This is a genomic window from Marinobacterium sp. xm-d-530, assembly GCF_013283365.1.
Lineage (GTDB): Bacteria > Pseudomonadota > Gammaproteobacteria > Pseudomonadales > Balneatricaceae > Marinobacterium_E.
On sequence record NZ_WBYM01000004.1, the window covers coordinates 68,114 to 87,822 of the forward strand.

The following is a 19,709-nucleotide window of genomic DNA, read 5'->3' on the forward strand; positions in this document are numbered from 1 at the left end:
CTTAGGCCCTTTTTTTGTGGAGAAAAACAGCTTGCGTTGGTTTTGGTTAATTCTGCTCCTAATGGCAGTGGCGCTTCAGTATCGACTCTGGTTCGGAGAGCCAAGCTTGCCTCAAATTTGGCAGGTACAGAGCGATATTGAAGAGCAGCGCAAGATTAACCAGAGGCTGTTGGAGCGAAACTCAGAGCTGGAAGCTGAAGTGCAAGATCTAAAACGCGGCTTGTCAGCACTCGAAGAGAGAGCCCGATCTGAAATGGGAATGATCGGTAAAGAGGAGACTTTTTATCAGGTGGTTAAGCCTTTGACACCATCGGAGATGGATAGTGACTGAATTTGTTGTAGAGCCTTTCAGCTATGTGAACGGCCAACCCGATGTGAAGGCACAGCTTCGTTCTGCACCAGAGGATTTTCGTGTTGTTGAAGATTTGGGGTATGAACCAGAGGGGGAAGGCGAACATCACTACCTATACATTCAGAAACGCGGTGAAAACACCGATTGGGTGGCGCGTCAGCTAGCTAACTTCTGCCAGGTCAGCCCCAGAGATGTGGCCTACGCAGGTAAAAAAGATCGCCATGCCGTAACTGAGCAGTGGTTCAGTGTCCATCTGCCCGGATCTCGACGTGTGCTTAACTGGGCGTTATTCGGTGGTGATACGATCAATGTTCTCAAGTCGAGTAAACATCGTCGCAAGATTAAACTCGGTCATCTTAAGGGTAACCGATTTGAGATTACCCTCAGAGAGGTCTCTGATGTAAATCGACTTCTGCATAAAGCGACTTCTCTTGAATCAGGGGTTCCTAACTACTTTGGTGAGCAGCGATTTGGTCAGTCGTTCGGTAATCTTCACTCAGGATTGGCTATCCTGTCGGGTGAGTTGGTTGAACGTCAGCGCAACAAACGCAGCATGTACATTTCGGCACTGCGTTCCTATCTATTCAATCGAGTGATCTCCACTCGTATAGATCAAGGCACCTGGGATAGCCCTCTCGATGGGGATGTCTTGATCGAAGACTTCACGCAAAAAGTTCATCGTTACGACGCTAATGATCCTGATCAAAAAGCCCGTTTCGATCAGTGCGATCTGCATTTGACTGCGCCGATGTGGGGTAAAGGCGAATTATACTCCCTGGATAAGGCTCAGATGATAGAAAAGTCGGTCGTCGCGGGGTATCCTCAAATATCTGAGGGGTTGGAAACGCTTGGGCTTAGACAAGAGCGTCGCAGTATGCGATTGGTCCCAAGAGATTTGCATGTGGAAGTGCTAGAGGAACAGGTCGTAAAACTCAGTTTCTCTCTTCCATCAGGCTCGTTTGCCACGAGTGTTTTGCGTGAGCTGTGTGTCTGGTAACCCTTTCCACTTAGGATTGAGCCAATAATAGATAAGAGATAACTAGATGCATATTTTGGTTTCCAATGATGATGGTGTTTACGCACCGGGGTTGCGGGTTCTTGCTGAACGTCTAAAAGAGGCAGGTCACCGCTGTACGGTTGTAGCACCTGATCGTAATAGAAGCGGTGCTAGTAACTCGTTAACCTTGGATCGTCCTCTTGATGCAATTGTGCATAGTAGTGGTTATTTTGGAGTCGATGGAACGCCAACCGATTGTGTGCATTTAGGGGTTTCTGGGATTTTCTCAGATGGTGATATCCCTGATATCGTCGTTTCCGGTATCAATGCGGGTGCAAACTTGGGTGACGATATTGTCTATTCAGGTACCGTGGCTGCGGCAACCGAAGGTCGTCATTTGACACTACCACCTATAGCAGTATCGACCTGCAATTTTCACCCTAAACACTATGAAACGGCCGCACAGGTAGTGGCTGATCTGGTCGCGAATATTGAATCCTTGAAGGTTGCACCGAGAACCGTCATTAATGTGAATGTTCCTGATCTCCCTATGGATCAATTAAAGGGTGTGCAAATTACCCGTTTGGGCCACCGCAGTGCTGGCGAACCGCCACTACCTACTCAAGACCCACGAGGTCGAACTCGCTATTGGATTGCCGCCGTCGGTGAAGCCAAAGATCGTGTTGAAGGTACCGATTTCTATGCGGTTGAAAATGGCTATGTTGCGGTCACCCCTCTGCAGCTGGATATGACTCGCTACTCTGATCTTGATCAGGTGGCTGATTGGTTGGAGCAGTAATAGTGTCCCAACAGCTTTTACGTGAAGGGATCGGAATGACTTCACGCCGAACAAGAGAGAGGCTTCTCAATCGCTTGCAGGATCAAGGGATCACCGATAAAGCGGTATTAGAGACGATCGTTGAAACGCCCCGTCATCTCTTCATTGATGAAGCGCTATCGCATAAAGCCTATGAAGACACCGCGCTGCCAATTGGATATAACCAAACCATCTCTCAACCCTACACTGTCGCTAGAATGAGCGAGTTGCTGTTGGAGTTTGGTGCTAAAGATAAGGTGTTAGAAGTTGGCACGGGATCTGGCTATCAGACAGCAGTTCTTGCTCAGCTCTGTCAGCAGGTTTTCAGTGTAGAAAGAATTCTTCCGTTACAAGAGCGAGCTGCATCTGTACTGGGCTACTTGGGATTGAGTAATGTCTCTCTTTTTCACACTGATGGTGGAATGGGGCTCGAGCATGAGGCACCGTTTGATGCCATTATGGTAACGGCAGCCCCCTCAGTTATTCCTGAATCTTTGAAGAAGCAATTGAAGGTGGGTGGCGTTTTAGTGGCCCCTGTTGGAGATGAAGAGCAAAAACTGGTTCGCATTTTGCGACGCAGTGATTCGCATTTTGAGACCAAAGTGATAGAGCCGGTTAAGTTTGTTCCTCTACTCAATGGGTTGGTAAGTTAATAGACAATGGATCATTTAAATAAGCAGCGCACAGCGTTTCAATATTTTAAGTTGTTATTGAAAGGGATGTTGATGGGTGCGGCTGATGCTGTTCCTGGTGTTTCAGGTGGAACTATTGCCTTCATTACCGGTATCTATGAAGAGCTCATTCACTCGATTCGTCGCTTCGATTTGAAAGCACTGAATGTTCTTTTTAAGAAAGGCTTAGTGGCTGCCTGGAAACAGGTTAACGGAACCTTCTTGTTGGTCCTTGTAGCCGGTATCGCGCTCAGTATCATCTTATTGGCGAAGACGGTTCTGTTTCTCCTAGACGAGTACCCGGTTCTGTTGTGGTCGTTCTTCTTTGGTTTGATTCTTGCGTCAACATGGAGTGTGGCTCGTCATGTTGCAGGTTGGTGCGCCAATCGGATGTCCGTCTTTGTTCTTGGCGCGGTGTTGGCCTATTTGTTGACCTCCATGTCGCCCAGTAGTGTGCCTGATTCGGCGCTGATGGTCTTTTTTGCAGGGATGATTGCCATCTGTGCCATGATTCTTCCAGGTATCTCAGGTAGCTTTATTCTGCTTCTATTAGGGATGTATACGACCATTCTGACAGCGATTAAAGAGTTTGATTTTGCTGTTATCGCACTGTTTGCCGCTGGTGCGGCCTCTGGTTTATTGGCGTTTTCTCGAGTATTGAGTTGGGCTTTCAATCATTATCGCTCAATGACTTTAGCGCTGTTGTCAGGTTTTTTGCTGGGTTCACTCAATAAGGTGTGGCCATGGAAGTACACACTCTCTTACACCATCAACTCTAAAGGGCATCAGGTGCCGCTCGTGGAGCAGAATGTTACCCCAACAGCCTTTACAGATCTTACGGGTGAACCATCTCAACTAGTGTTGGCCATTCTATTGATGCTGTTTGGCTTAGCGGTTGTTCTGTTAATCGATAGACTGCCATCGAGAGGCTAACTGTTTGCGGCTCACTGCTTTACTTGCATTTGCGCTACTTCTCTCTGCTTGTAGCACAGGGTATGCCCCAGTTTCAGATCAGTCACTAGGTCTTCAGCGACCCACCATCGGTGCCGGTGAGTATCGTGTTCGATCGGGTGATACTTTGATTGGTATCGCCTTTAAATTAGGGATCGATCACAGAAGATTGGCAGCAATCAATGGCATTAAAGATAAAGATCTAATATACGCCGGCCAGGTTTTAAAAACTCAAGGCAGCCCTGTTGCTACTCCTTCAAAGCCCCCCTCTAGAGCGGTTGCTAAGCAATCAGTCAACAAAACCCCATCACCTAAAAAGAGAGTTGCGCCAGTCGTGACAAATTTTTCTTGGGGTTGGCCACATTCTGGCAAGATTCTTGCTAGGTATTCAGCTAAAGAGGGTGGCAATAAAGGTTTGGATATCTCTGGCAAACTGGGTGATGCAGTTAAAGCAGCAGCACCTGGGCAGGTGGTATATGCCGGCAGCGGTTTGCTAGGATACGGAAATCTTGTCATTATCAGTCATAGCCAAGAGTTTTTGAGTGCCTATGCGCACAACAGTAAAATTCTGGTTAAAGAGAATCAGCAGGTAAAAGCGGGGCAAGTGATTGCTGAGCTTGGAAGCAGCGGAGCAACGGTTCCCATGCTTCACTTTGAGATTCGAAAAGACGGTAAGCCGGTTGATCCGTTGCGCTATCTACCCAAACGATAGCCCGAACGTTTCAACAAGCCCTCACCCAATAGCTTGATGAAGTGAGTGCAGTATGAATTCAGACAGCAAGATTGAGTTCAATGATGAGTCGTCAGATGATTTAGATCTTTTAGATGGCGAACAGAATAATAATCAAAATGAGCATGAGACAGTCGTCGACTCTCGTCGTGGTAAAGACGGTGTGGCTCATGAAGATTTAATCTCAGCAGGTCAGCTGGACTCGACCCAACTCTACCTCAATGAAATTGGTGCTGCCTCGCTGTTGACGCCCGATGAAGAGAAATCTTTGGGTAGAGCGATCCAACAAGAGGGGTGCATGAAATCCCGTGCGCGAATGATCGAGGCTAATCTGAGGTTGGTGGTTAACATTGCGCGTCGTTACCAAAATCGCGGCTTATCACTGATGGATCTCGTTGAAGAGGGTAATCTTGGACTTATTCGTGCAGTAGAAAAGTTTGACCCTGAAAAAGGCTTTCGTTTTTCCACCTATGCCACTTGGTGGATTCGCCAAGCGGTTGAACGTGGGGTCATGAACCAGACGCGAACCATACGTCTACCCATCCATATTCTTAAAGAGTTGAACAACTATCTTCGCGTTGCACGTGAGCTCTCTCTTACACTGGATCGTGAGCCGACCCCAGAAGATGTGGCTCGTCATCTAGATGAGCCTCTGGAGAATGTTGAAAAGATTATGCGGTTGAATCAACGCGTTGGGTCTTTGGATATTGTGGCAACAGAGGATGGTCGATCGCTAACGGAAGTCATTTCGGATGAAAATGTTAAGTCCCCCGATGACCATAACGCCGATGAAGACCTTCACAAGAATCTAGAATATTGGATAGGCACGCTTCCAGAAAAACATTGCGAGGTTATCTCTCGACGCTTCGGCTTGCGTGGTTTTGATGCTCAGACCCTGGAAATGGTGGGTAATGAAATCGGCCTGACTCGCGAAAGGGTACGACAGATTCAGGTGGAAGGACTCAAAAAGCTTAGAGCGATCTGTTTAGAGAATGGTCTTAACGTCGATTCGCTGTTTAGGCTGTAGCTAACGCTCTAGTAACGCTAGCTTGTCGGTTTTTCCATTCCACTCTTCAGCATCAGAGAGTGGTGCCTTCCGGTAACGGATGTTTGGCCACTGCTCACTCAGTTCGGCATTGAGTTTGTAGTAGATATCCTCCTGTGGGAGAAGGTCATCCTCATGTTTAATAGCTTGAGCAGGGCATTCAGGTTCGCACAGTGCGCAATCGATACACTCATCAGGATGTATCACTAAGAAATTGGGGCCTTCGTAAAAACAATCCACGGGGCACACATCGACACAATCCGTATACTTACACTTGATACAGTTTTCGGTCACGATAAACGTCATGTGTTACCTCCCATCAGCTTTCTATTGAGTATAGATTAAGCGGATCAGTATTTCTCAACTAACTGTTTGAGCTCATAGATTAGGTCCAATGCCTCTCTAGGTGTGAGTGAGTCAGGATCCAATGCTTTTAACTTTAAGTCGCTCTCAGATGGAATAGGAGCGATAAAGAGATCGTTTTGTTGTGGTGATGCCGCTCCAGCTGTTTTGAGGCTGGTTGAAGTAAGAGGTTGAGATTGGCTCCCCTCTTCGAGCTGAATCAGTTTTGATCGGGCACTTTGAATCACTGAGCGAGGTACACCTGCCAATTGAGCAACTTGCAGACCGTAACTCTGGCTTGCAGGCCCCTCTTGGACCTCATGCATAAAGACAATATGGTCGTTATGTTCAACAGCCGTTAAGTGCACATTGACGACGCCGTCAATAAGCTCTGATAGTTGTGTTAGTTCAAAATAGTGGGTTGCGAATAGCGTCAGAGCCTTACACTCTTTAGCTAAATACTCTGCTGCGGACCATGCAAGTGATAGGCCATCAAATGTACTTGTGCCTCTTCCTACCTCATCCATTAGAACTAAAGAGCGCTCTGTTGCGTTATGCAGTATGTTAGCCGTTTCGGTCATCTCAACCATGAAGGTAGAGCGTCCGCCCGCCAGGTCATCGGAGCTACCCATTCGAGTGAAGATTTGATCGACGATGCCAATTTCCGCGCTGCTGGCCGGAACAAAGGAGCCAATCTGAGCCATTAAGGTAATGATGGCTATTTGTCGCATATAGGTGGATTTACCACCCATATTTGGACCGGTCACCATCAGCATCTGTCGTTCTGAATTGAGTTCGGCATTGTTGGCGACAAAGGGCGTGTCTAACACCTGTTCAACAACAGGGTGGCGACCTTCAGTAATCCTTAAACTAGCCGAATTAATCAAAGCTGGGCAGCTGTATTCCAAAGTAGAGGCGCGTTCAGCGAGGTTGCGTAGCAAATCTAACTCTGCCAGTGCCTCGGCTGATGAACGAAGAGGAGTAAGCTGTTCGGCAAGTAGATCGAGCAGCTCATCATAGAGGGCTTTTTCGCGGGCCAATGCACGGCTTTTCGCGCTAAGTGCTTTATCCTCAAACTCTTTAAGTTCCGGTGTTATAAAACGCTCTGCGTTCTTAAGAGTCTGACGGCGTTGATACTCTACTGGAGGTTCAAACTGTTGGGCTTTACCGACCTCAATAAAGTAGCCGTGCACGCGATTGTAGCCAACCTTAAGTGTGGCGATGCCTGTGCGAACTCGTTCACGTTCCTCGAGGTCAATTAGATAGCTACCTGCGTTTTCACTCAGGCCCTGAAGCTCATCAAGCTCAGCATCGTAGCCACTGGCAATGACACCGCCTTCACGAATGACAACGGGAGGATTCACTTTAATAGCTCGGCTCAAAAGCGAGGCTAGATCCGGAAAGGAAGAGACAGCCTGTTTGAGGTGGATGAGTCGATTGCCTTCGCAATCTGTCAGTAATTCTTGGATGTCTGGTAGCGCATTCAGTGCCAATTTGAGACGCTCTAGATCCCTTGGTCGAGCTGAGCGCAGAGCAACACGTGACAGAATTCGCTCTATATCGCCAATTGAGCGCATGACATCGTCAAAGGCTTCAAAACGGAACTGATCCAGCATCCATTGGATGGCTTGCTGTCGTTCTTGTAGAGCAGTGATATTACGAAGGGGTCTGTGCAGCCATCGGCGCAGCATTCTGGCAGCCATAGGTGTCTTAGTTCTATCTAAAACAGAGACCAGGGTTTGCTCGCTACCACCATTGAGGTTGACATCGATCTCAAGATTTTTACGTGTAGCGGCGTCGATATGAACCGCCTCGTTACCCTTATCTACGATTAAACTGTTGATGTGGGGTAGAGCGCTTCGCTGAGTATCTTTAGCGTATTGCATTAAACAGCCAGCCGCCGCAACAGCAAGTGACATGCCTTCACAGCCAAACCCCACTAGGTCTCGAGTTTTGAATTGCTCGTTTAGGATTCGATGTGCGGTCTCAATCTCAAACGCCCAAGGTGGCTGGCGCCTCAGGCCAAGACCACGAAGCGACTGGATCCACTCTTGCTCAGCAAGCTCATCTGAGACAAGCAGCTCTGCAGGCTTTAGTCGCTCGATTTCGGAGTGTGCGAATGCTGAAGTGTCGAGTTCAGAGACATGAAAGCGACCTGCGCTAATGTCCAGTACTGCTAGGCCATATCGATTTTTATGTTCATAAATGGCGGCTAAAAGATTATCACGACGCTCCTCTAGAAACGCCTCGTCTGTCAATGTGCCAGGTGTGATGATTCGAGCAACTTGACGCTCAACCGGCCCCTTGCTGGTGGCTGGATCACCTACTTGCTCGCAGATGACAACGGACTCACCCAGTCTAACCAGCCTGGCGACGTAGCCCTCGGCTGAATGAAAAGGGACTCCGGCCATTGGAATGGGCTCACCGCCCGATTTGCCACGTGCAGTTAGCGAAATGTCCAACAGCTCGGCAGCTCGTTTAGCATCGTCGTAAAAAAGCTCATAAAAATCCCCCATGCGATAGAACAGAAATTCATGTGGGTGATCGGCTTTGATGCGTAAATACTGTTGCATCATTGGCGTGTGCTGGGAAAGATCTTGTGGACTATTGGACATAAAATTTACAATTATTAAAGCGAGCTAAAGATCAGATTCTACTTGAATCTGTTTGATTATCGAGTGACGAGAACAATAAATTTTAATGAAAGCTTTGACTGTGAAGAGTGATGAATAAGCAAATTGATCTGTTGGCTAAAAAGCTGATTGATGCACGATTAATGATGGCGACGGCAGAGTCTTGCACCGGCGGTGGTATTGCTCAGGCGCTCACTGATATATCGGGCTCATCACAGTGGTTTGATAGTGGTCTAGTTACCTACTCCAATGAAGCTAAGCAGCGTTTATTGGGTGTTCCAAACGAATTGATTGATCAGTGGGGTGCAGTAAGTGAGCCCGTTGCTAAGTCGATGGCTGAAGGGGCGGCAAATCAAGAGGGCGTGGATTTGGCGGTCGCTGTGACTGGTATAGCTGGTCCCACTGGTGGTAGTAAAGATAAGCCTGTCGGTACTGTATGGATTGCCTGGAAGATACCTAATAAACAGTCAGAAGCGCGCTGTTTTAAGTTCGATGGAGATCGTTCCGTAATTCGGCAGGCGACCATAAATGCAGCTATTACGGGGCTCTTAGAGCGTTTGTGAAATTATTTTCGTATTCCTGTTTGACATATTTTTTACCTGTGCTTTAATACTGGTTATTAATACAGTAGTTAGCCAGTAGACAGCTCAAGGAATTTCTCATGGATCAGAATCGTAAGAAAGCATTAGACGCAGCACTCTCACAAATAGAACGACAGTTCGGTAAAGGCGCAGTCATGCGCATGGGTGAGCAGCCTCGTGAGGCTATCCCTGCAGTTTCAACTGGCTCACTAGGATTGGATATTGCCCTAGGTATAGGCGGTCTTCCTTACGGACGTGTTGTAGAGATCTACGGTCCAGAGTCCTCTGGTAAAACAACACTAACCCTGCAAGTGATAGCTGAAGCTCAAAAGCAGGGTAAAACTTGTGCATTCGTGGATGCTGAACACGCTTTAGATCCGATTTATGCTGAGAAACTTGGTGTTGATGTCGACTCGCTTCTTGTTTCTCAGCCGGACACAGGTGAACAAGCACTTGAAATTACCGACATGCTAACTCGCTCGGGCGCTGTTGATGTGATCATTGTCGATTCGGTTGCTGCATTGACGCCTAAAGCTGAAATCGAAGGTGATATGGGTGATTCGCACGTCGGTTTGCAAGCACGCTTGATGTCTCAAGCACTTCGTAAACTGACGGGTACCGTTAAACAGTCAGGTTGTTTGCTAGTCTTCATCAACCAGATTCGAATGAAAATCGGTGTCATGTTTGGTAACCCTGAGACGACTACGGGTGGTAATGCGCTTAAGTTTTACTCTTCAGTTCGTTTGGATATTCTCCGAACTGGTGCGGTGAAGCAGGGTGATGAGATTATCGGTAACGAGACTCGTGTAAAAGTTGTTAAAAACAAAGTTGCTCCGCCATTCCGCCAAGCAGAATTCCAGATTATGTACGGCAAAGGTATCTATCACATGGGCGAAGTAATCGACCTAGGTGTGCAGCAAAAGCTGATTGATAAGAGTGGTGCTTGGTACGCATACAATGGCGATAAGATCGGGCAGGGTAAAGCGAATGCAGCCAAGTTCCTGGAAGAAAATCCAGAGATCGCTAACGAAATTGAGTCACAAATTCGTAAAGAGTTGCTATCTGTACCAGCCAAGCCTGAAAAAGGTGATGAAGGTTCTGAAACTAATGCAGAGTTAGAATTTTAATCACAGAATAGAGGGGCTTCGGCCCCTTTTTTATTTCTATGCAAAAACGACAAAAGAGACCTATAGAAACAGAATCCGAGCTAAGGTCCTTTGCCTTCAGTTATTTGGCTAGGCAAGAGTATTCGCAGAGTCAATTACGTGAGCGTCTTGCAAAAAGATGTGAAAAACCTGAACTCATAGAGAGGGTGTTAACTTACCTTGTTGAAGAGGGGTATCAATCTGATAGCCGCTTTGCAGAGAGCTACATTCGAGTGAAATCCGATCAGGGGCAAGGTGGTAAGAAAATAGCTTTCGATCTGAGTCGTAAAGGAATTTCTAAGCAATTAATCGAAGAGTTATTAGATAGTCGCAAAGACGATCCCAAGCAGGTCGCGCTTGAGTATCTAAAACGCAAATTTGGTGAAGAGCCTCCTGAAGATATGAAAGTGAAAGCAAAATGGTTTAGACATATGGCTGGACGTGGTTTCAACTATGGTGAAATCGAATACGCATTTCGTTATCAAAATAGTGATCCCGATTACGACTAATCACCGTTAATTTGGTCAATTCCCCCGCACTACCCCCTACGAGTTTCACTCTAGTTTGTATATACTTATCCGCTATTTTGCCAAGGTTGTACCTGTATGAATTTAGGTACGGCTATTTTGGTGTCAATTTAAGATGATAGAGACTCGGCTGATTCTATGAAAAAGATGACCAGTGCTGAAATTCGAAACGCATTTCTGGACTATTTTGCTAGTCAGGGACATGAGGTGGTTTCTTCAAGCCCACTGATCCCTGGCAACGATGCCACACTGCTTTTCACCAACGCAGGTATGGTTCAGTTTAAAGACGTATTCCTGGGTAGCGATAAACGCAACTACTCTCGAGCAACAACCTCGCAACGTTGTGTTCGTGCCGGTGGTAAACACAATGACCTAGAGAACGTAGGCTACACTGCTCGTCACCACACTTTCTTTGAAATGTTGGGTAACTTCAGCTTTGGCGATTACTTTAAAGAAGATGCCATTCGATTTGCTTGGACCTTCTTAACGGAAACCTTGGGTCTTCCAAAAGAGCGTCTATGGGTAACCGTTCACCACAGTGATGATGAGGCAGAACGTATCTGGAAAGAGACCATGGGTATCGACCCAGAGCGTTTCTCTAAGCTTGATGAAGATAACTTCTGGGCGATGGGTGATACAGGTCCTTGTGGTCCATGTACAGAGATTTTCTTCGATCATGGTCCTGATGTTTGGGGTGGCCCACCAGGAAGCCCAGAGGAAGATGGGGATCGATACATCGAGATCTGGAACGTTGTCTTTATGCAGTACAACCGTTCTGCTGATGGTGAAATGACACCGCTAGAGCGCCCTTCAATTGATACCGGTATGGGTCTTGAACGTATTGCTGCCGTTATGCAGGGCGTTCATTCGAACTACGAAATTGATCTGTTCCAAAACCTACTTGCAGCGACAGCTGAAGTAATTGGTACCAAGGATCGCGATAACAAATCACTTCGCGTAATCGCTGACCATATCCGTTCATGTTCATTCTTAATCACTGATGGCGTGACGCCTTCAAACGAAGGGCGTGGCTATGTTCTTCGTCGTATTATGCGCCGCGCCATTCGTCACGGTAATAAACTCGGTGCTCAAGGAACCTTCTTCTACAAATTGGTTGCGCCCCTAGTTAAAGAGATGGGCGAAGCCTATCCTGAGCTTGCAAAAATGCAGGAACAGGTTGAGCGAGTGCTTCTTAAAGAGGAGGAGCAGTTTGCTCGTACCCTAGACAAAGGACTGGCACTTCTTGAAGAGGAGATTGCAAATCTTCAGGGTACGGTCGTTCCTGGCTCAGCAGTATTCAAACTCTATGACACTTATGGTTTCCCGGTTGACTTGACCGCCGATGTTGCGCGCGAGCGTGAACTGACCATTGACATGGAAGGCTTTGAAGCAGCAATGGCTGATCAGCGTGAACGTGCTCGTGCATCAGGCTCATTCAATGTGGATTACAACGATAAGCTAGAGATCGATGGCGTTACCGAGTTCTCTGGTTATGAGCTTCTTGAAGATCGTGTTGAGATTGAAGCGATCTTCAAAGAGGGCGAATCAGTCACAGAGCTATCTGCTGGAGAGTCCGGTCTTGTGGTGATGGCTCGTACACCTTTCTACGCTGAATCGGGTGGTCAGGTCGGTGATACTGGTCAGCTGGTTTGGGATCGCGGTACGTTTGATGTGGCAAACTGTACAAAAGAGGGTAAGAGCCATGTTCATCACGGCTCTGTGACTGAGGGCGTTTTAAAGGTCGGAGACCAAGTTAACGCACTGGTTAACAAAGCTCGTCGTCAAGCTGCGGCTCTTAACCACTCAGCTACGCACCTTTTACACGAAGCGCTTCGTCGCGTGCTGGGTGAACATGTGCAGCAGAAAGGCTCACTGTGTAATGATGAACGTCTCCGTTTTGACTTCTCACACTTTGAAGCGGTTACCGACGAAGAGCTAAAAACTGTTGAGCAGATGGTCAATGAACAGATTCGCGCAAATACGTCAGTGGAAACTGAAGTCATGGCGATTGATGCTGCGAAGGAGCGCGGAGCTCAAGCCCTATTTGGTGAAAAGTATGATGACGAAGTTCGTGTGCTCTCAATGGGTGGCGATTTCTCAGTAGAACTTTGTGGCGGTACCCATGCTTCCCGTACCGGTGATATCGGTATGATGAAGATCGTCTCTGAGTCAGGTATTGCATCAGGCGTGCGCCGCATCGAAGCGATTACCGGTCTAGCTGCCCTTAACTGGTTTGAAGAGAGTGAGTCACTACTGGGCGAACTCGGCTCAATGGTTAAAGGTTCTCGAGATTCACTGCTAGAGAAATTCCAAGCATTGAACGAACGTAGCCGTTCCCTTGAGAAAGAGATCGAACGATTGAATGCAAAACTGGCGGCTGCCCAGAGTGGTGAGTTGCTCTCGTCGGCGCTTGAGATCAACGGTATCAAGGTTTTGGCAACAGAAGTTCAAGGTGTTGACCCTAAATCGCTTCGCGACATGCTGGATCAGCTTAAGAATAAGTTGGGCAGGGGTGTGGTTGTGCTTGCAGCGCACGATGGAGAAAAGGTTAGCCTTGTCGCGGGTGTGACGAAAGACCTTACTGGTCAAGTAAAAGCGGGTGATCTGATTCGTGAGCTTGCCACTCAACTTGGCGGTAAAGGCGGTGGTCGACCTGATATGGCTCAGGGCGGTGGCACCGATATAGCGGCTCTTCCTCAGGCGATTGCTGCGGTACCCGAATTAGTTAGAGCTGCACTTTAATCGTGCAGCGTTAATTGGAAATAGAGATAGATGGCTTTATTTGTACAAAAGTATGGCGGTACCTCAGTAGGTTCAGTAGAGCGTATTGAAGCAGTCGCTGACAAAGTAAAACGATTTAAGGATCAGGGGCACGACATTGTCGTGGTTGTCTCTGCTATGAGCGGTGAGACCAATCGTCTTATCGGTCTTGCTAAAGATATCACTGATAATCCAGATCCACGTGAATACGATGTTTTGGTATCAACGGGTGAGCAGGTGACGATTTCACTGCTCTCTATGGCTCTGAAAAAGCGTGGTCTAGGTGCGAAGTCTTACACTGGCGGTCAGGTCCGTATCCATACTGATAGCTCACACACCAAAGCGCGTATCCAAAGCATCGATACCAGCAAAATGCGTTCAGATCTTGATGAAGGTAACGTCATAGTTGTAGCTGGCTTCCAGGGCATGGATGATGACGGCAATATCACGACCCTAGGTCGCGGTGGCTCTGATACAACGGGTGTTGCTCTGGCGGCTGCTTTAAAAGCTGATGAGTGTCAGATCTACACGGATGTCGACGGCGTCTACACGACAGACCCGCGCGTGGTAGAAGGTGCCCGTCGTCTCGATAAAATCACCTTTGAAGAGATGCTAGAGATGGCCAGTCTCGGTTCAAAGGTTTTGCAGATTCGCTCGGTTGAATTTGCAGGTAAATACAATGTTCCATTACGTGTATTGTCTAGCTTCCAAGATGGTGGCGGTACACTTATTACTACAGAGGAAACTGATAGCGTGGAAAATCCAATTATTTCAGGCATCGCGTTTAACCGTGACGAAGCAAAACTGACGGTGTTGGGCGTGCCTGACCTTCCAGGTATTGCATCACGTATCCTAGGTCCTGTCTCGTCTGCCAATATCGAAGTAGATATGATCGTTCAAAACGTAGCAGCAGATCAGACTACCGACTTTACATTCACAGTACACCGTAATGATTACGATAAAGCCTTGGCTATCCTTGAAGAGACGGCTAATGAGCTGGGTGCACGTGAAGTGAAAGGCGACAATAAGATTGCTAAAGTCTCTATCGTGGGTGTGGGTATGCGTTCTCACGCAGGCGTTGCAAGCAATATGTTCACAACCCTGGCGAAAGAGAATATCAATATCCAGATGATCTCAACTTCCGAGATCAAGGTCTCTGTAGTAATTTCAGAGAAGTACATGGAGCTAGCGGTTCGTGCGCTGCACAGTGCGTTTGAACTCGACCAAGCAGACAGCGTCGCTGAATAATCGCTATCTAGCATAATTGGATTCGCACATGGCGATCACCTGATCGCCTATCTTAAATGGATTTAGGAGAAGCTGATGCTAATACTGACAAGGCGAGTTGGTGAAACTCTAATGATTGGTGACAACATCAGTGTTACTGTTCTTGGTGTTAAAGGTAATCAGGTGCGAATCGGTGTGAATGCACCAAAAGATGTTTCCATTCATCGTGAAGAGATCTACCAAAGGATCTTGGATGAAAAAGAGCAGGAAAATAGCGGAAAGTCGTAAGTTTTTCCCTTTTAGGGTTTAACTTTAGTCACCTCTCTTGTACTATACGCGCCGTTGATCAGGAGCGGTGGCCGAGTGGCTGAAGGCGCACCCCTGCTAAGGGTGTATACGTTTACGCGTATCGAGGGTTCGAATCCCTCTCGCTCCGCCATCAAGATTAAGCGCCCGTAGCTCAGCTGGATAGAGTACCTGGCTACGAACCAGGCGGTCGCACGTTCGAATCGTGCCGGGCGCGCCAATCTTGAGTTTTCACTTCTTTAGTGTTTTCATCGACCAACATCTGAAATAAGCGCCCGTAGCTCAGCTGGATAGAGTACCTGGCTACGAACCAGGCGGTCGCACGTTCGAATCGTGCCGGGCGCGCCATTTCAGAATCACGCAATACTTCAGCGCCCGTAGCTCAGCTGGATAGAGTACCTGGCTACGAACCAGGCGGTCGCACGTTCGAATCGTGCCGGGCGCGCCATATTCAAAAGAAATGCCACCTTTATGGTGGCATTTTTTTTTGATCTGGACTTGTCCAGCCGAGTCAACGTGCTCGTTCGACTAAAACGCAGGAGCGTTTTAGGGCAGGCGAAGCCTGGGGTGAAACCCCGAGGGCAGGACAGCCCGAGCCAATCGTGCCTCCAAAGCTAGATCGCTAGAGTACCTGGGCTTTTATGAGCCGCAGCGCTACCAGTCGGTTCAAATTACAAGGCGCGCCATATTCAAAAGAAATGCCACCTTTAAGGTGGCATTTCTTTTGAACTGGACTTGTCCAGCCGAGTCAACGTGCCCGTTCGACTAAAACGCAGGAGCGTTTTAGGGCAGGCGAAGACTGGGGTGAAACCCCGAGGGCAGGACAGCCCGAGCCAATCGTGCCTCCAAAGCTTCATCGCTAGAGTACCTGGGCTTTTATGAGCCGCAGCGCTACCAGTCGGTTCAAATTACAAGGCGCGCCATATTCAAAAGAAATGCCACCTTTACGGTGGCATTTTTTTTTGAACTGAAATTTCTCATTCTTTAGTCGCAATGAAAGTCATTTCGAAACTGATACAGATACGCCGTTACAGAGTGCGTAAACACTGCAGCTTCATTCGTAAGTTGACTGGTAAGTTAAAAAAACGACCTTTTTTGTAAATTCACTACATACAAAGTGGGCTTGATATGGCTGCGGGGCTATGGGATAACTGTTTCCTATGCTGTTGGGTAGGGGTTACTTTGCGCATAGATCCTAGGATTATGCCAAGCCCTTTGAATTATTTTTATTGGAGTAGAGTAGATGAATAGTCTGATATCAGAAGGCCTCAACCTTATGGTCTATGGTATGGGGTTCGTTTTCGTATTCCTTACGCTGCTGGTCATTGTCACTACATTGATGTCTAAGCTGGTAAACAAGTTTTTGCCAGAACCGATTGTAGAGCCAAAAGCCAAAGCGTCTGCGCCTCAAGCTGCAGGCAACAATGATGAGTTGTTGGCTGTATTGACGGCAGCGGTTCATAAATACCGTAAGTAATTTTAGGCACTGCCTTTTAACAAGAGAGAACTTAAGTTTATGTCTGATGCAAATAAGCCTCTTGGTATCACGGATGTAGTTTTACGTGATGCGCACCAATCATTGTTTGCGACTCGTCTTCGCCTCGATGACATGCTTCCTATTGCTGAGAAGCTAGATAAGATTGGCTACTGGTCGCTAGAGAGTTGGGGTGGTGCCACTTTTGACTCATGTATTCGTTATCTAGGTGAAGATCCATGGGATCGTATTCGCCAACTTAAAGCAGCCATGCCAAACACTCGCCAGCAGATGCTACTGCGTGGTCAAAACCTACTTGGTTACCGCCACTACGGTGATGATGTGGTCGAACGTTTTGTTGAGCGTTCAGCAGAGAGCGGTATCGACGTATTCCGTATCTTCGATGCGATGAATGACCCTCGTAACCTTGAGAAAGCGATTGCGGCCGTTAAAGCGACTGGCAAACACGCTCAGGGAACGATCTCTTACACTACTAGCCCAGTTCACACCATCGATATGTGGGTGGATTACGCTAAAACGCTTGAAGACATGGGTGCTGACTCGATCAACATCAAAGATATGTCAGGCATTTTGACCCCTTACGGTGCGTTTGATCTTGTATCTCGTCTTAAAGCTCAGACGGGTCTTGAAGTTCAGCTTCATGCTCACGCAACGGCAGGTCTGTCTGATATGACCATCCTAAAAGCGGTTGAAGCGGGCATTGATCGTGTTGATACAGCGATCTCTTCAATGTCGATGACCTACGGTCATACAGCAACAGAGTCTGTAGTAGCGGCTCTAGCAGGTACAGACCGTGATACAGGACTAAACCTAGAAGCACTCGAAGAGATTGCAGCCTATTTCCGTGAAGTTCGTAAGAAGTACGCTAAATTTGAAGGCTCACTGCGTGGTACTGACAGCCGCATTCTAGTGGCTCAGGTTCCTGGTGGTATGTTGACTAACATGGAGAGTCAACTTAAAGAGCAGGGCGCAGCTGATAAGTTTGATGAAGTGTTGGCTGAGATCCCACGAGTACGTGAAGATCTTGGTTACATTCCACTGGTGACACCAACATCACAGATCGTTGGTACTCAAGCGGTTATCAATGTACTCGTTGGCGAGCGTTACAAAACTATTTCCAAAGAAGTTCAGGGTATCCTTAAAGGTGAGTACGGTGCAGCTCCTGCGCCATACAATGCTGAGCTTCAGGCCAAAGTTCTTGATGGAGCAGAGGCTATCACTTGCCGTCCAGCTGATCTCATCGAGCCAGAGATGGATAAGCTTGTTGCAGAGCTTAAAGAGATCGCAGTTGAAAAGGGTATTGAGCTAGAAACGGGTGAGCGTGAAATTGATGACGTGCTTACTTACGCTCTGTTCCCTCAGATCGGCCTTAAATTCCTTGAAAATCGCGGTAACCCAGACGCGTTTGAACCAGTACCCACTTTAGAGGATGCGCTAGCTATGTCAGCACCTAAGAAATCAGGACCAGAAGTTTACACAATCACAGTCAATGGCCAGAACTACGTTGTTCAAGTGGCTGAAGGTGGTGACATTACAGCCGTTGCTCCAGCTGCTGCAGCACCTGCCGCTCCAGCCGCTGCGCCTGCAGGTTCAGGTGAGCCTGTACCAGCTCCACTGGCCGGTAACATCTGGAAAGTTCAGGTCTCTGCTGGTCAAGCGGTTCAAGAGGGCGATGTGCTTGTTATCTTGGAAGCGATGAAGATGGAGACAGAAGTTCGTGCAGCGCGTGCTGGTACAGTGACTTCAGTTGACGTTAAAGAGGGCGATGCCGTTCAGGTTGGCGACTCTCTGGTTACTCTTGCCTAATTTGAGGTGACGGTTTAATGGAAAAGATCCTTCAACTGTGGGAAGCCTCGGGCATCTACAACATCTCAGCCGGTCAGGTAACTATGATCGCTGTTGGTTTGTTGTTGCTCTTTTTGGCAATCCGCAAAAACTTTGAGCCACTGCTGCTTGTGCCAATCGGTTTTGGTGGCATCATGGCGAATATTCCCGAGGCTGGACTCGCGTTTTCTGCAGTAGAGAATGCGGTTCACTTTGCAAAACCTGAAGTGCTTCAGGGTTTGGCTGCTTCATTGAATATTACCAGTGTGGATCCTCACGAGATACTGCATGCTTACCACGGCTCTAATCCGTCTACGCATCATGCAGCCACTATGGTTGCTGCTGACGCGGGTTACAGCAATGGTATGCTCTATAACTTCTACTCTGTAGCCATTGCTTCGGGTGTTGCTCCGCTACTGATCTTTATGGGCGTTGGTGCGATGACTGATTTTGGTCCGCTCCTGGCTAATCCTAAGACTCTATTCTTGGGTGCTGCAGCTCAGTTCGGCATCTTTGCTACGGTATTGGGTGCTGTGGGTCTTTCGGCTATGGGTATCATGGACTTCACAGTTCAAGATGCAGCTGCAATCGGCATCATCGGTGGTGCTGACGGTCCTACAGCTATTTACGTTGCCAGCATGCTTGCCCCTCAATTACTGGGTGCGATCGCTGTAGCGGCTTACTCATACATGGCACTAGTGCCAATGATTCAACCGCCAATCATGCGAGCATTGACGACTGAATCAGAGCGTAAGATCGCTATGCACCAGCTTCGTCATGTCTCTAAGACTGAGAAAATCATGTTCCCGATAGCGCTGTTGATTCTTGTCGCACTGTTGCTTCCGGATGCGGCCCCACTATTGGGTATGTTCTGTTTCGGTAACCTGATGCGTGAATGTGGCGTTGTGGACCGTCTGAGTGATACAGCACAGAATGCTCTAATCAACATCGTGACGATCTTCCTAGGTCTATCGGTTGGCTCAAAGTTGAGCGCTGATAAGTTCCTGGACTTGAACACACTGGGCATTTTGCTCCTTGGTATCGTTGCTTTTGGTATCGGTACAGCTGCAGGTGTCTTGATGGCTAAGCTGATGAATAAGCTTGAGGGTGGTAATGCAATCAACCCACTTATTGGTTCAGCGGGAGTCTCTGCTGTTCCTATGGCTGCTCGTGTCTCCAATAAGATCGGTTTAGAGGCTAACCCTCAAAACTTCTTGCTGATGCATGCCATGGGCCCTAACGTAGCGGGTGTGATTGGCTCTGCGGTTGCTGCAGGTGTCATGATTAAGTTTGTTGGTTAATCTTT

18 protein-coding genes and 4 tRNA genes are annotated in these 19,709 nt (G+C 47.8%); 20 read left to right on the top strand and 2 right to left on the bottom strand.

Annotated features, from left to right (window positions below; all coding sequences use genetic code 11):
- Positions 1-16: 16 nt before the first annotated feature.
- The 7 genes from ftsB to rpoS are packed head-to-tail and all read left to right on the top strand — an operon-like array spanning position 17 to position 5,545.
- Positions 17-331, top strand: coding sequence for a cell division protein FtsB (ftsB, locus tag XMD530_RS07535; RefSeq protein WP_371731460.1), 315 nt, complete (start codon positions 17-19; stop codon positions 329-331).
- Positions 324-1,349: a tRNA pseudouridine(13) synthase TruD gene (truD, locus tag XMD530_RS11510; protein ID WP_173483411.1), complete on the top strand. Its 1,026-nt coding sequence runs from the start codon at positions 324-326 to the stop codon at positions 1,347-1,349. Before ftsB ends, truD begins: the two co-directional genes overlap by 8 nt.
- 46 nt (positions 1,350-1,395) lie before the next feature.
- A complete protein-coding gene (surE, locus tag XMD530_RS07545; RefSeq protein WP_173481436.1) occupies positions 1,396-2,148 on the top strand; it encodes a 5'/3'-nucleotidase SurE in 753 nt (250 codons plus the stop codon).
- Between the two features lie 35 nt (positions 2,149-2,183).
- Positions 2,184-2,819 (top strand): protein-L-isoaspartate(D-aspartate) O-methyltransferase, encoded by a 636-nt coding sequence (locus XMD530_RS07550; protein WP_173481480.1) that lies wholly within the window; start codon positions 2,184-2,186, stop codon positions 2,817-2,819.
- A 6-nt stretch (positions 2,820-2,825) separates the two neighbouring features.
- A complete protein-coding gene (locus tag XMD530_RS07555) occupies positions 2,826-3,770 on the top strand; it encodes a DUF368 domain-containing protein (RefSeq protein ID WP_217362077.1) in 945 nt (314 codons plus the stop codon).
- 4 nt (positions 3,771-3,774) lie between these two features.
- On the top strand, positions 3,775-4,500 hold the full coding sequence (locus XMD530_RS07560; RefSeq protein WP_217362076.1) for a peptidoglycan DD-metalloendopeptidase family protein: 726 nt from the start codon (positions 3,775-3,777) through the stop codon (positions 4,498-4,500).
- 52 nt (positions 4,501-4,552) lie between these two features.
- The gene (gene rpoS / locus XMD530_RS07565) at positions 4,553-5,545 is read left to right on the top strand and encodes an RNA polymerase sigma factor RpoS (protein WP_173494814.1); all 993 of its coding nucleotides are present in this window, start codon (positions 4,553-4,555) and stop codon (positions 5,543-5,545) included.
- Here the strand turns inward: rpoS and fdxA are convergent, their stop codons facing one another.
- Both fdxA and mutS read right to left on the bottom strand, forming a co-directional pair.
- Positions 5,546-5,869, bottom strand: a complete 324-nt coding sequence (gene fdxA, locus XMD530_RS07570) for a ferredoxin FdxA (protein WP_173481434.1) — start codon at positions 5,867-5,869, stop codon at positions 5,546-5,548.
- A 44-nt stretch (positions 5,870-5,913) separates the two neighbouring features.
- Positions 5,914-8,520, bottom strand: a complete 2,607-nt coding sequence (gene mutS, locus XMD530_RS07575; protein WP_173494815.1) for a DNA mismatch repair protein MutS — start codon at positions 8,518-8,520, stop codon at positions 5,914-5,916.
- A gap of 110 nt (positions 8,521-8,630) precedes the next feature.
- On the opposite strand from mutS, the gene XMD530_RS07580 reads away from it, so the two are divergent.
- The 13 genes from XMD530_RS07580 to XMD530_RS07640 all read left to right on the top strand — a co-directional run bounded on the left by XMD530_RS07580 (position 8,631) and on the right by XMD530_RS07640 (position 19,704).
- On the top strand, positions 8,631-9,101 hold the full coding sequence (locus tag XMD530_RS07580; RefSeq protein WP_173481432.1) for a CinA family protein: 471 nt from the start codon (positions 8,631-8,633) through the stop codon (positions 9,099-9,101).
- A gap of 98 nt (positions 9,102-9,199) precedes the next feature.
- Positions 9,200-10,246 carry a recombinase RecA gene (recA, locus tag XMD530_RS07585; protein ID WP_173506980.1) on the top strand — a complete coding sequence of 349 codons (1,047 nt, stop codon included), beginning with the start codon at positions 9,200-9,202 and terminating at the stop codon, positions 10,244-10,246.
- Between the two features lie 38 nt (positions 10,247-10,284).
- Entirely contained in the window at positions 10,285-10,773 is a 489-nt protein-coding gene (locus tag XMD530_RS07590; RefSeq protein ID WP_173495280.1) for a regulatory protein RecX, read from the top strand.
- A gap of 165 nt (positions 10,774-10,938) precedes the next feature.
- The gene (gene alaS, locus XMD530_RS07595) at positions 10,939-13,533 is read left to right on the top strand and encodes an alanine--tRNA ligase (RefSeq protein ID WP_173507054.1); all 2,595 of its coding nucleotides are present in this window, start codon (positions 10,939-10,941) and stop codon (positions 13,531-13,533) included.
- A 30-nt stretch (positions 13,534-13,563) separates the two neighbouring features.
- Positions 13,564-14,799 (top strand): aspartate kinase, encoded by a 1,236-nt coding sequence (locus tag XMD530_RS07600; protein WP_173494817.1) that lies wholly within the window; start codon positions 13,564-13,566, stop codon positions 14,797-14,799.
- A gap of 75 nt (positions 14,800-14,874) precedes the next feature.
- Entirely contained in the window at positions 14,875-15,066 is a 192-nt protein-coding gene (gene csrA / locus XMD530_RS07605; protein ID WP_173481412.1) for a carbon storage regulator CsrA, read from the top strand.
- Positions 15,067-15,127: 61 nt separating this feature from the next.
- Positions 15,128-15,217 (top strand) — tRNA-Ser (locus XMD530_RS07610).
- Between the two features lie 10 nt (positions 15,218-15,227).
- Positions 15,228-15,304, top strand: a tRNA-Arg gene (locus XMD530_RS07615).
- A 51-nt stretch (positions 15,305-15,355) separates the two neighbouring features.
- Positions 15,356-15,432, top strand: a tRNA-Arg gene (locus XMD530_RS07620).
- 23 nt (positions 15,433-15,455) lie between these two features.
- Positions 15,456-15,532 (top strand) — tRNA-Arg (locus XMD530_RS07625).
- A 795-nt stretch (positions 15,533-16,327) separates the two neighbouring features.
- On the top strand, positions 16,328-16,561 hold the full coding sequence (locus tag XMD530_RS07630; protein WP_173506981.1) for an OadG family protein: 234 nt from the start codon (positions 16,328-16,330) through the stop codon (positions 16,559-16,561).
- A 39-nt stretch (positions 16,562-16,600) separates the two neighbouring features.
- A complete protein-coding gene (oadA, locus tag XMD530_RS07635; RefSeq protein WP_173494818.1) occupies positions 16,601-18,385 on the top strand; it encodes a sodium-extruding oxaloacetate decarboxylase subunit alpha in 1,785 nt (594 codons plus the stop codon).
- A gap of 17 nt (positions 18,386-18,402) precedes the next feature.
- Complete coding sequence (locus tag XMD530_RS07640; RefSeq protein ID WP_173484597.1) at positions 18,403-19,704, top strand: sodium ion-translocating decarboxylase subunit beta; 1,302 nt, start codon at positions 18,403-18,405, stop codon at positions 19,702-19,704.
- Positions 19,705-19,709: the final 5 nt, after the last annotated feature.

What these genes read in the sequence shown, in the direction of transcription:
- alaS (WP_173507054.1), top strand. Translation starts at nt 10,939, where the DNA reads ATGACCAGTGCTGAAATTCGAAACGCATTTCTGGACTATTTTGCTAGT.
- csrA (WP_173481412.1), top strand. Translation starts at nt 14,875, where the DNA reads ATGCTAATACTGACAAGGCGAGTTGGTGAAACTCTAATGATTGGTGAC.
- XMD530_RS07590 (WP_173495280.1), top strand. Translation starts at nt 10,285, where the DNA reads ATGCAAAAACGACAAAAGAGACCTATAGAAACAGAATCCGAGCTAAGG.
- XMD530_RS07640 (WP_173484597.1), top strand. Translation starts at nt 18,403, where the DNA reads ATGGAAAAGATCCTTCAACTGTGGGAAGCCTCGGGCATCTACAACATC.
- XMD530_RS07630 (WP_173506981.1), top strand. Translation starts at nt 16,328, where the DNA reads ATGAATAGTCTGATATCAGAAGGCCTCAACCTTATGGTCTATGGTATG.
- XMD530_RS07580 (WP_173481432.1), top strand. Translation starts at nt 8,631, where the DNA reads ATGAATAAGCAAATTGATCTGTTGGCTAAAAAGCTGATTGATGCACGA.
- fdxA (WP_173481434.1), bottom strand. Translation starts at nt 5,869, where the DNA reads ATGACGTTTATCGTGACCGAAAACTGTATCAAGTGTAAGTATACGGAT.
- XMD530_RS07600 (WP_173494817.1), top strand. Translation starts at nt 13,564, where the DNA reads ATGGCTTTATTTGTACAAAAGTATGGCGGTACCTCAGTAGGTTCAGTA.
- XMD530_RS07550 (WP_173481480.1), top strand. Translation starts at nt 2,184, where the DNA reads ATGACTTCACGCCGAACAAGAGAGAGGCTTCTCAATCGCTTGCAGGAT.
- oadA (WP_173494818.1), top strand. Translation starts at nt 16,601, where the DNA reads ATGTCTGATGCAAATAAGCCTCTTGGTATCACGGATGTAGTTTTACGT.
- surE (WP_173481436.1), top strand. Translation starts at nt 1,396, where the DNA reads ATGCATATTTTGGTTTCCAATGATGATGGTGTTTACGCACCGGGGTTG.
- recA (WP_173506980.1), top strand. Translation starts at nt 9,200, where the DNA reads ATGGATCAGAATCGTAAGAAAGCATTAGACGCAGCACTCTCACAAATA.
- XMD530_RS07555 (WP_217362077.1), top strand. Translation starts at nt 2,826, where the DNA reads ATGGATCATTTAAATAAGCAGCGCACAGCGTTTCAATATTTTAAGTTG.
- rpoS (WP_173494814.1), top strand. Translation starts at nt 4,553, where the DNA reads ATGAATTCAGACAGCAAGATTGAGTTCAATGATGAGTCGTCAGATGAT.
- mutS (WP_173494815.1), bottom strand. Translation starts at nt 8,520, where the DNA reads ATGTCCAATAGTCCACAAGATCTTTCCCAGCACACGCCAATGATGCAA.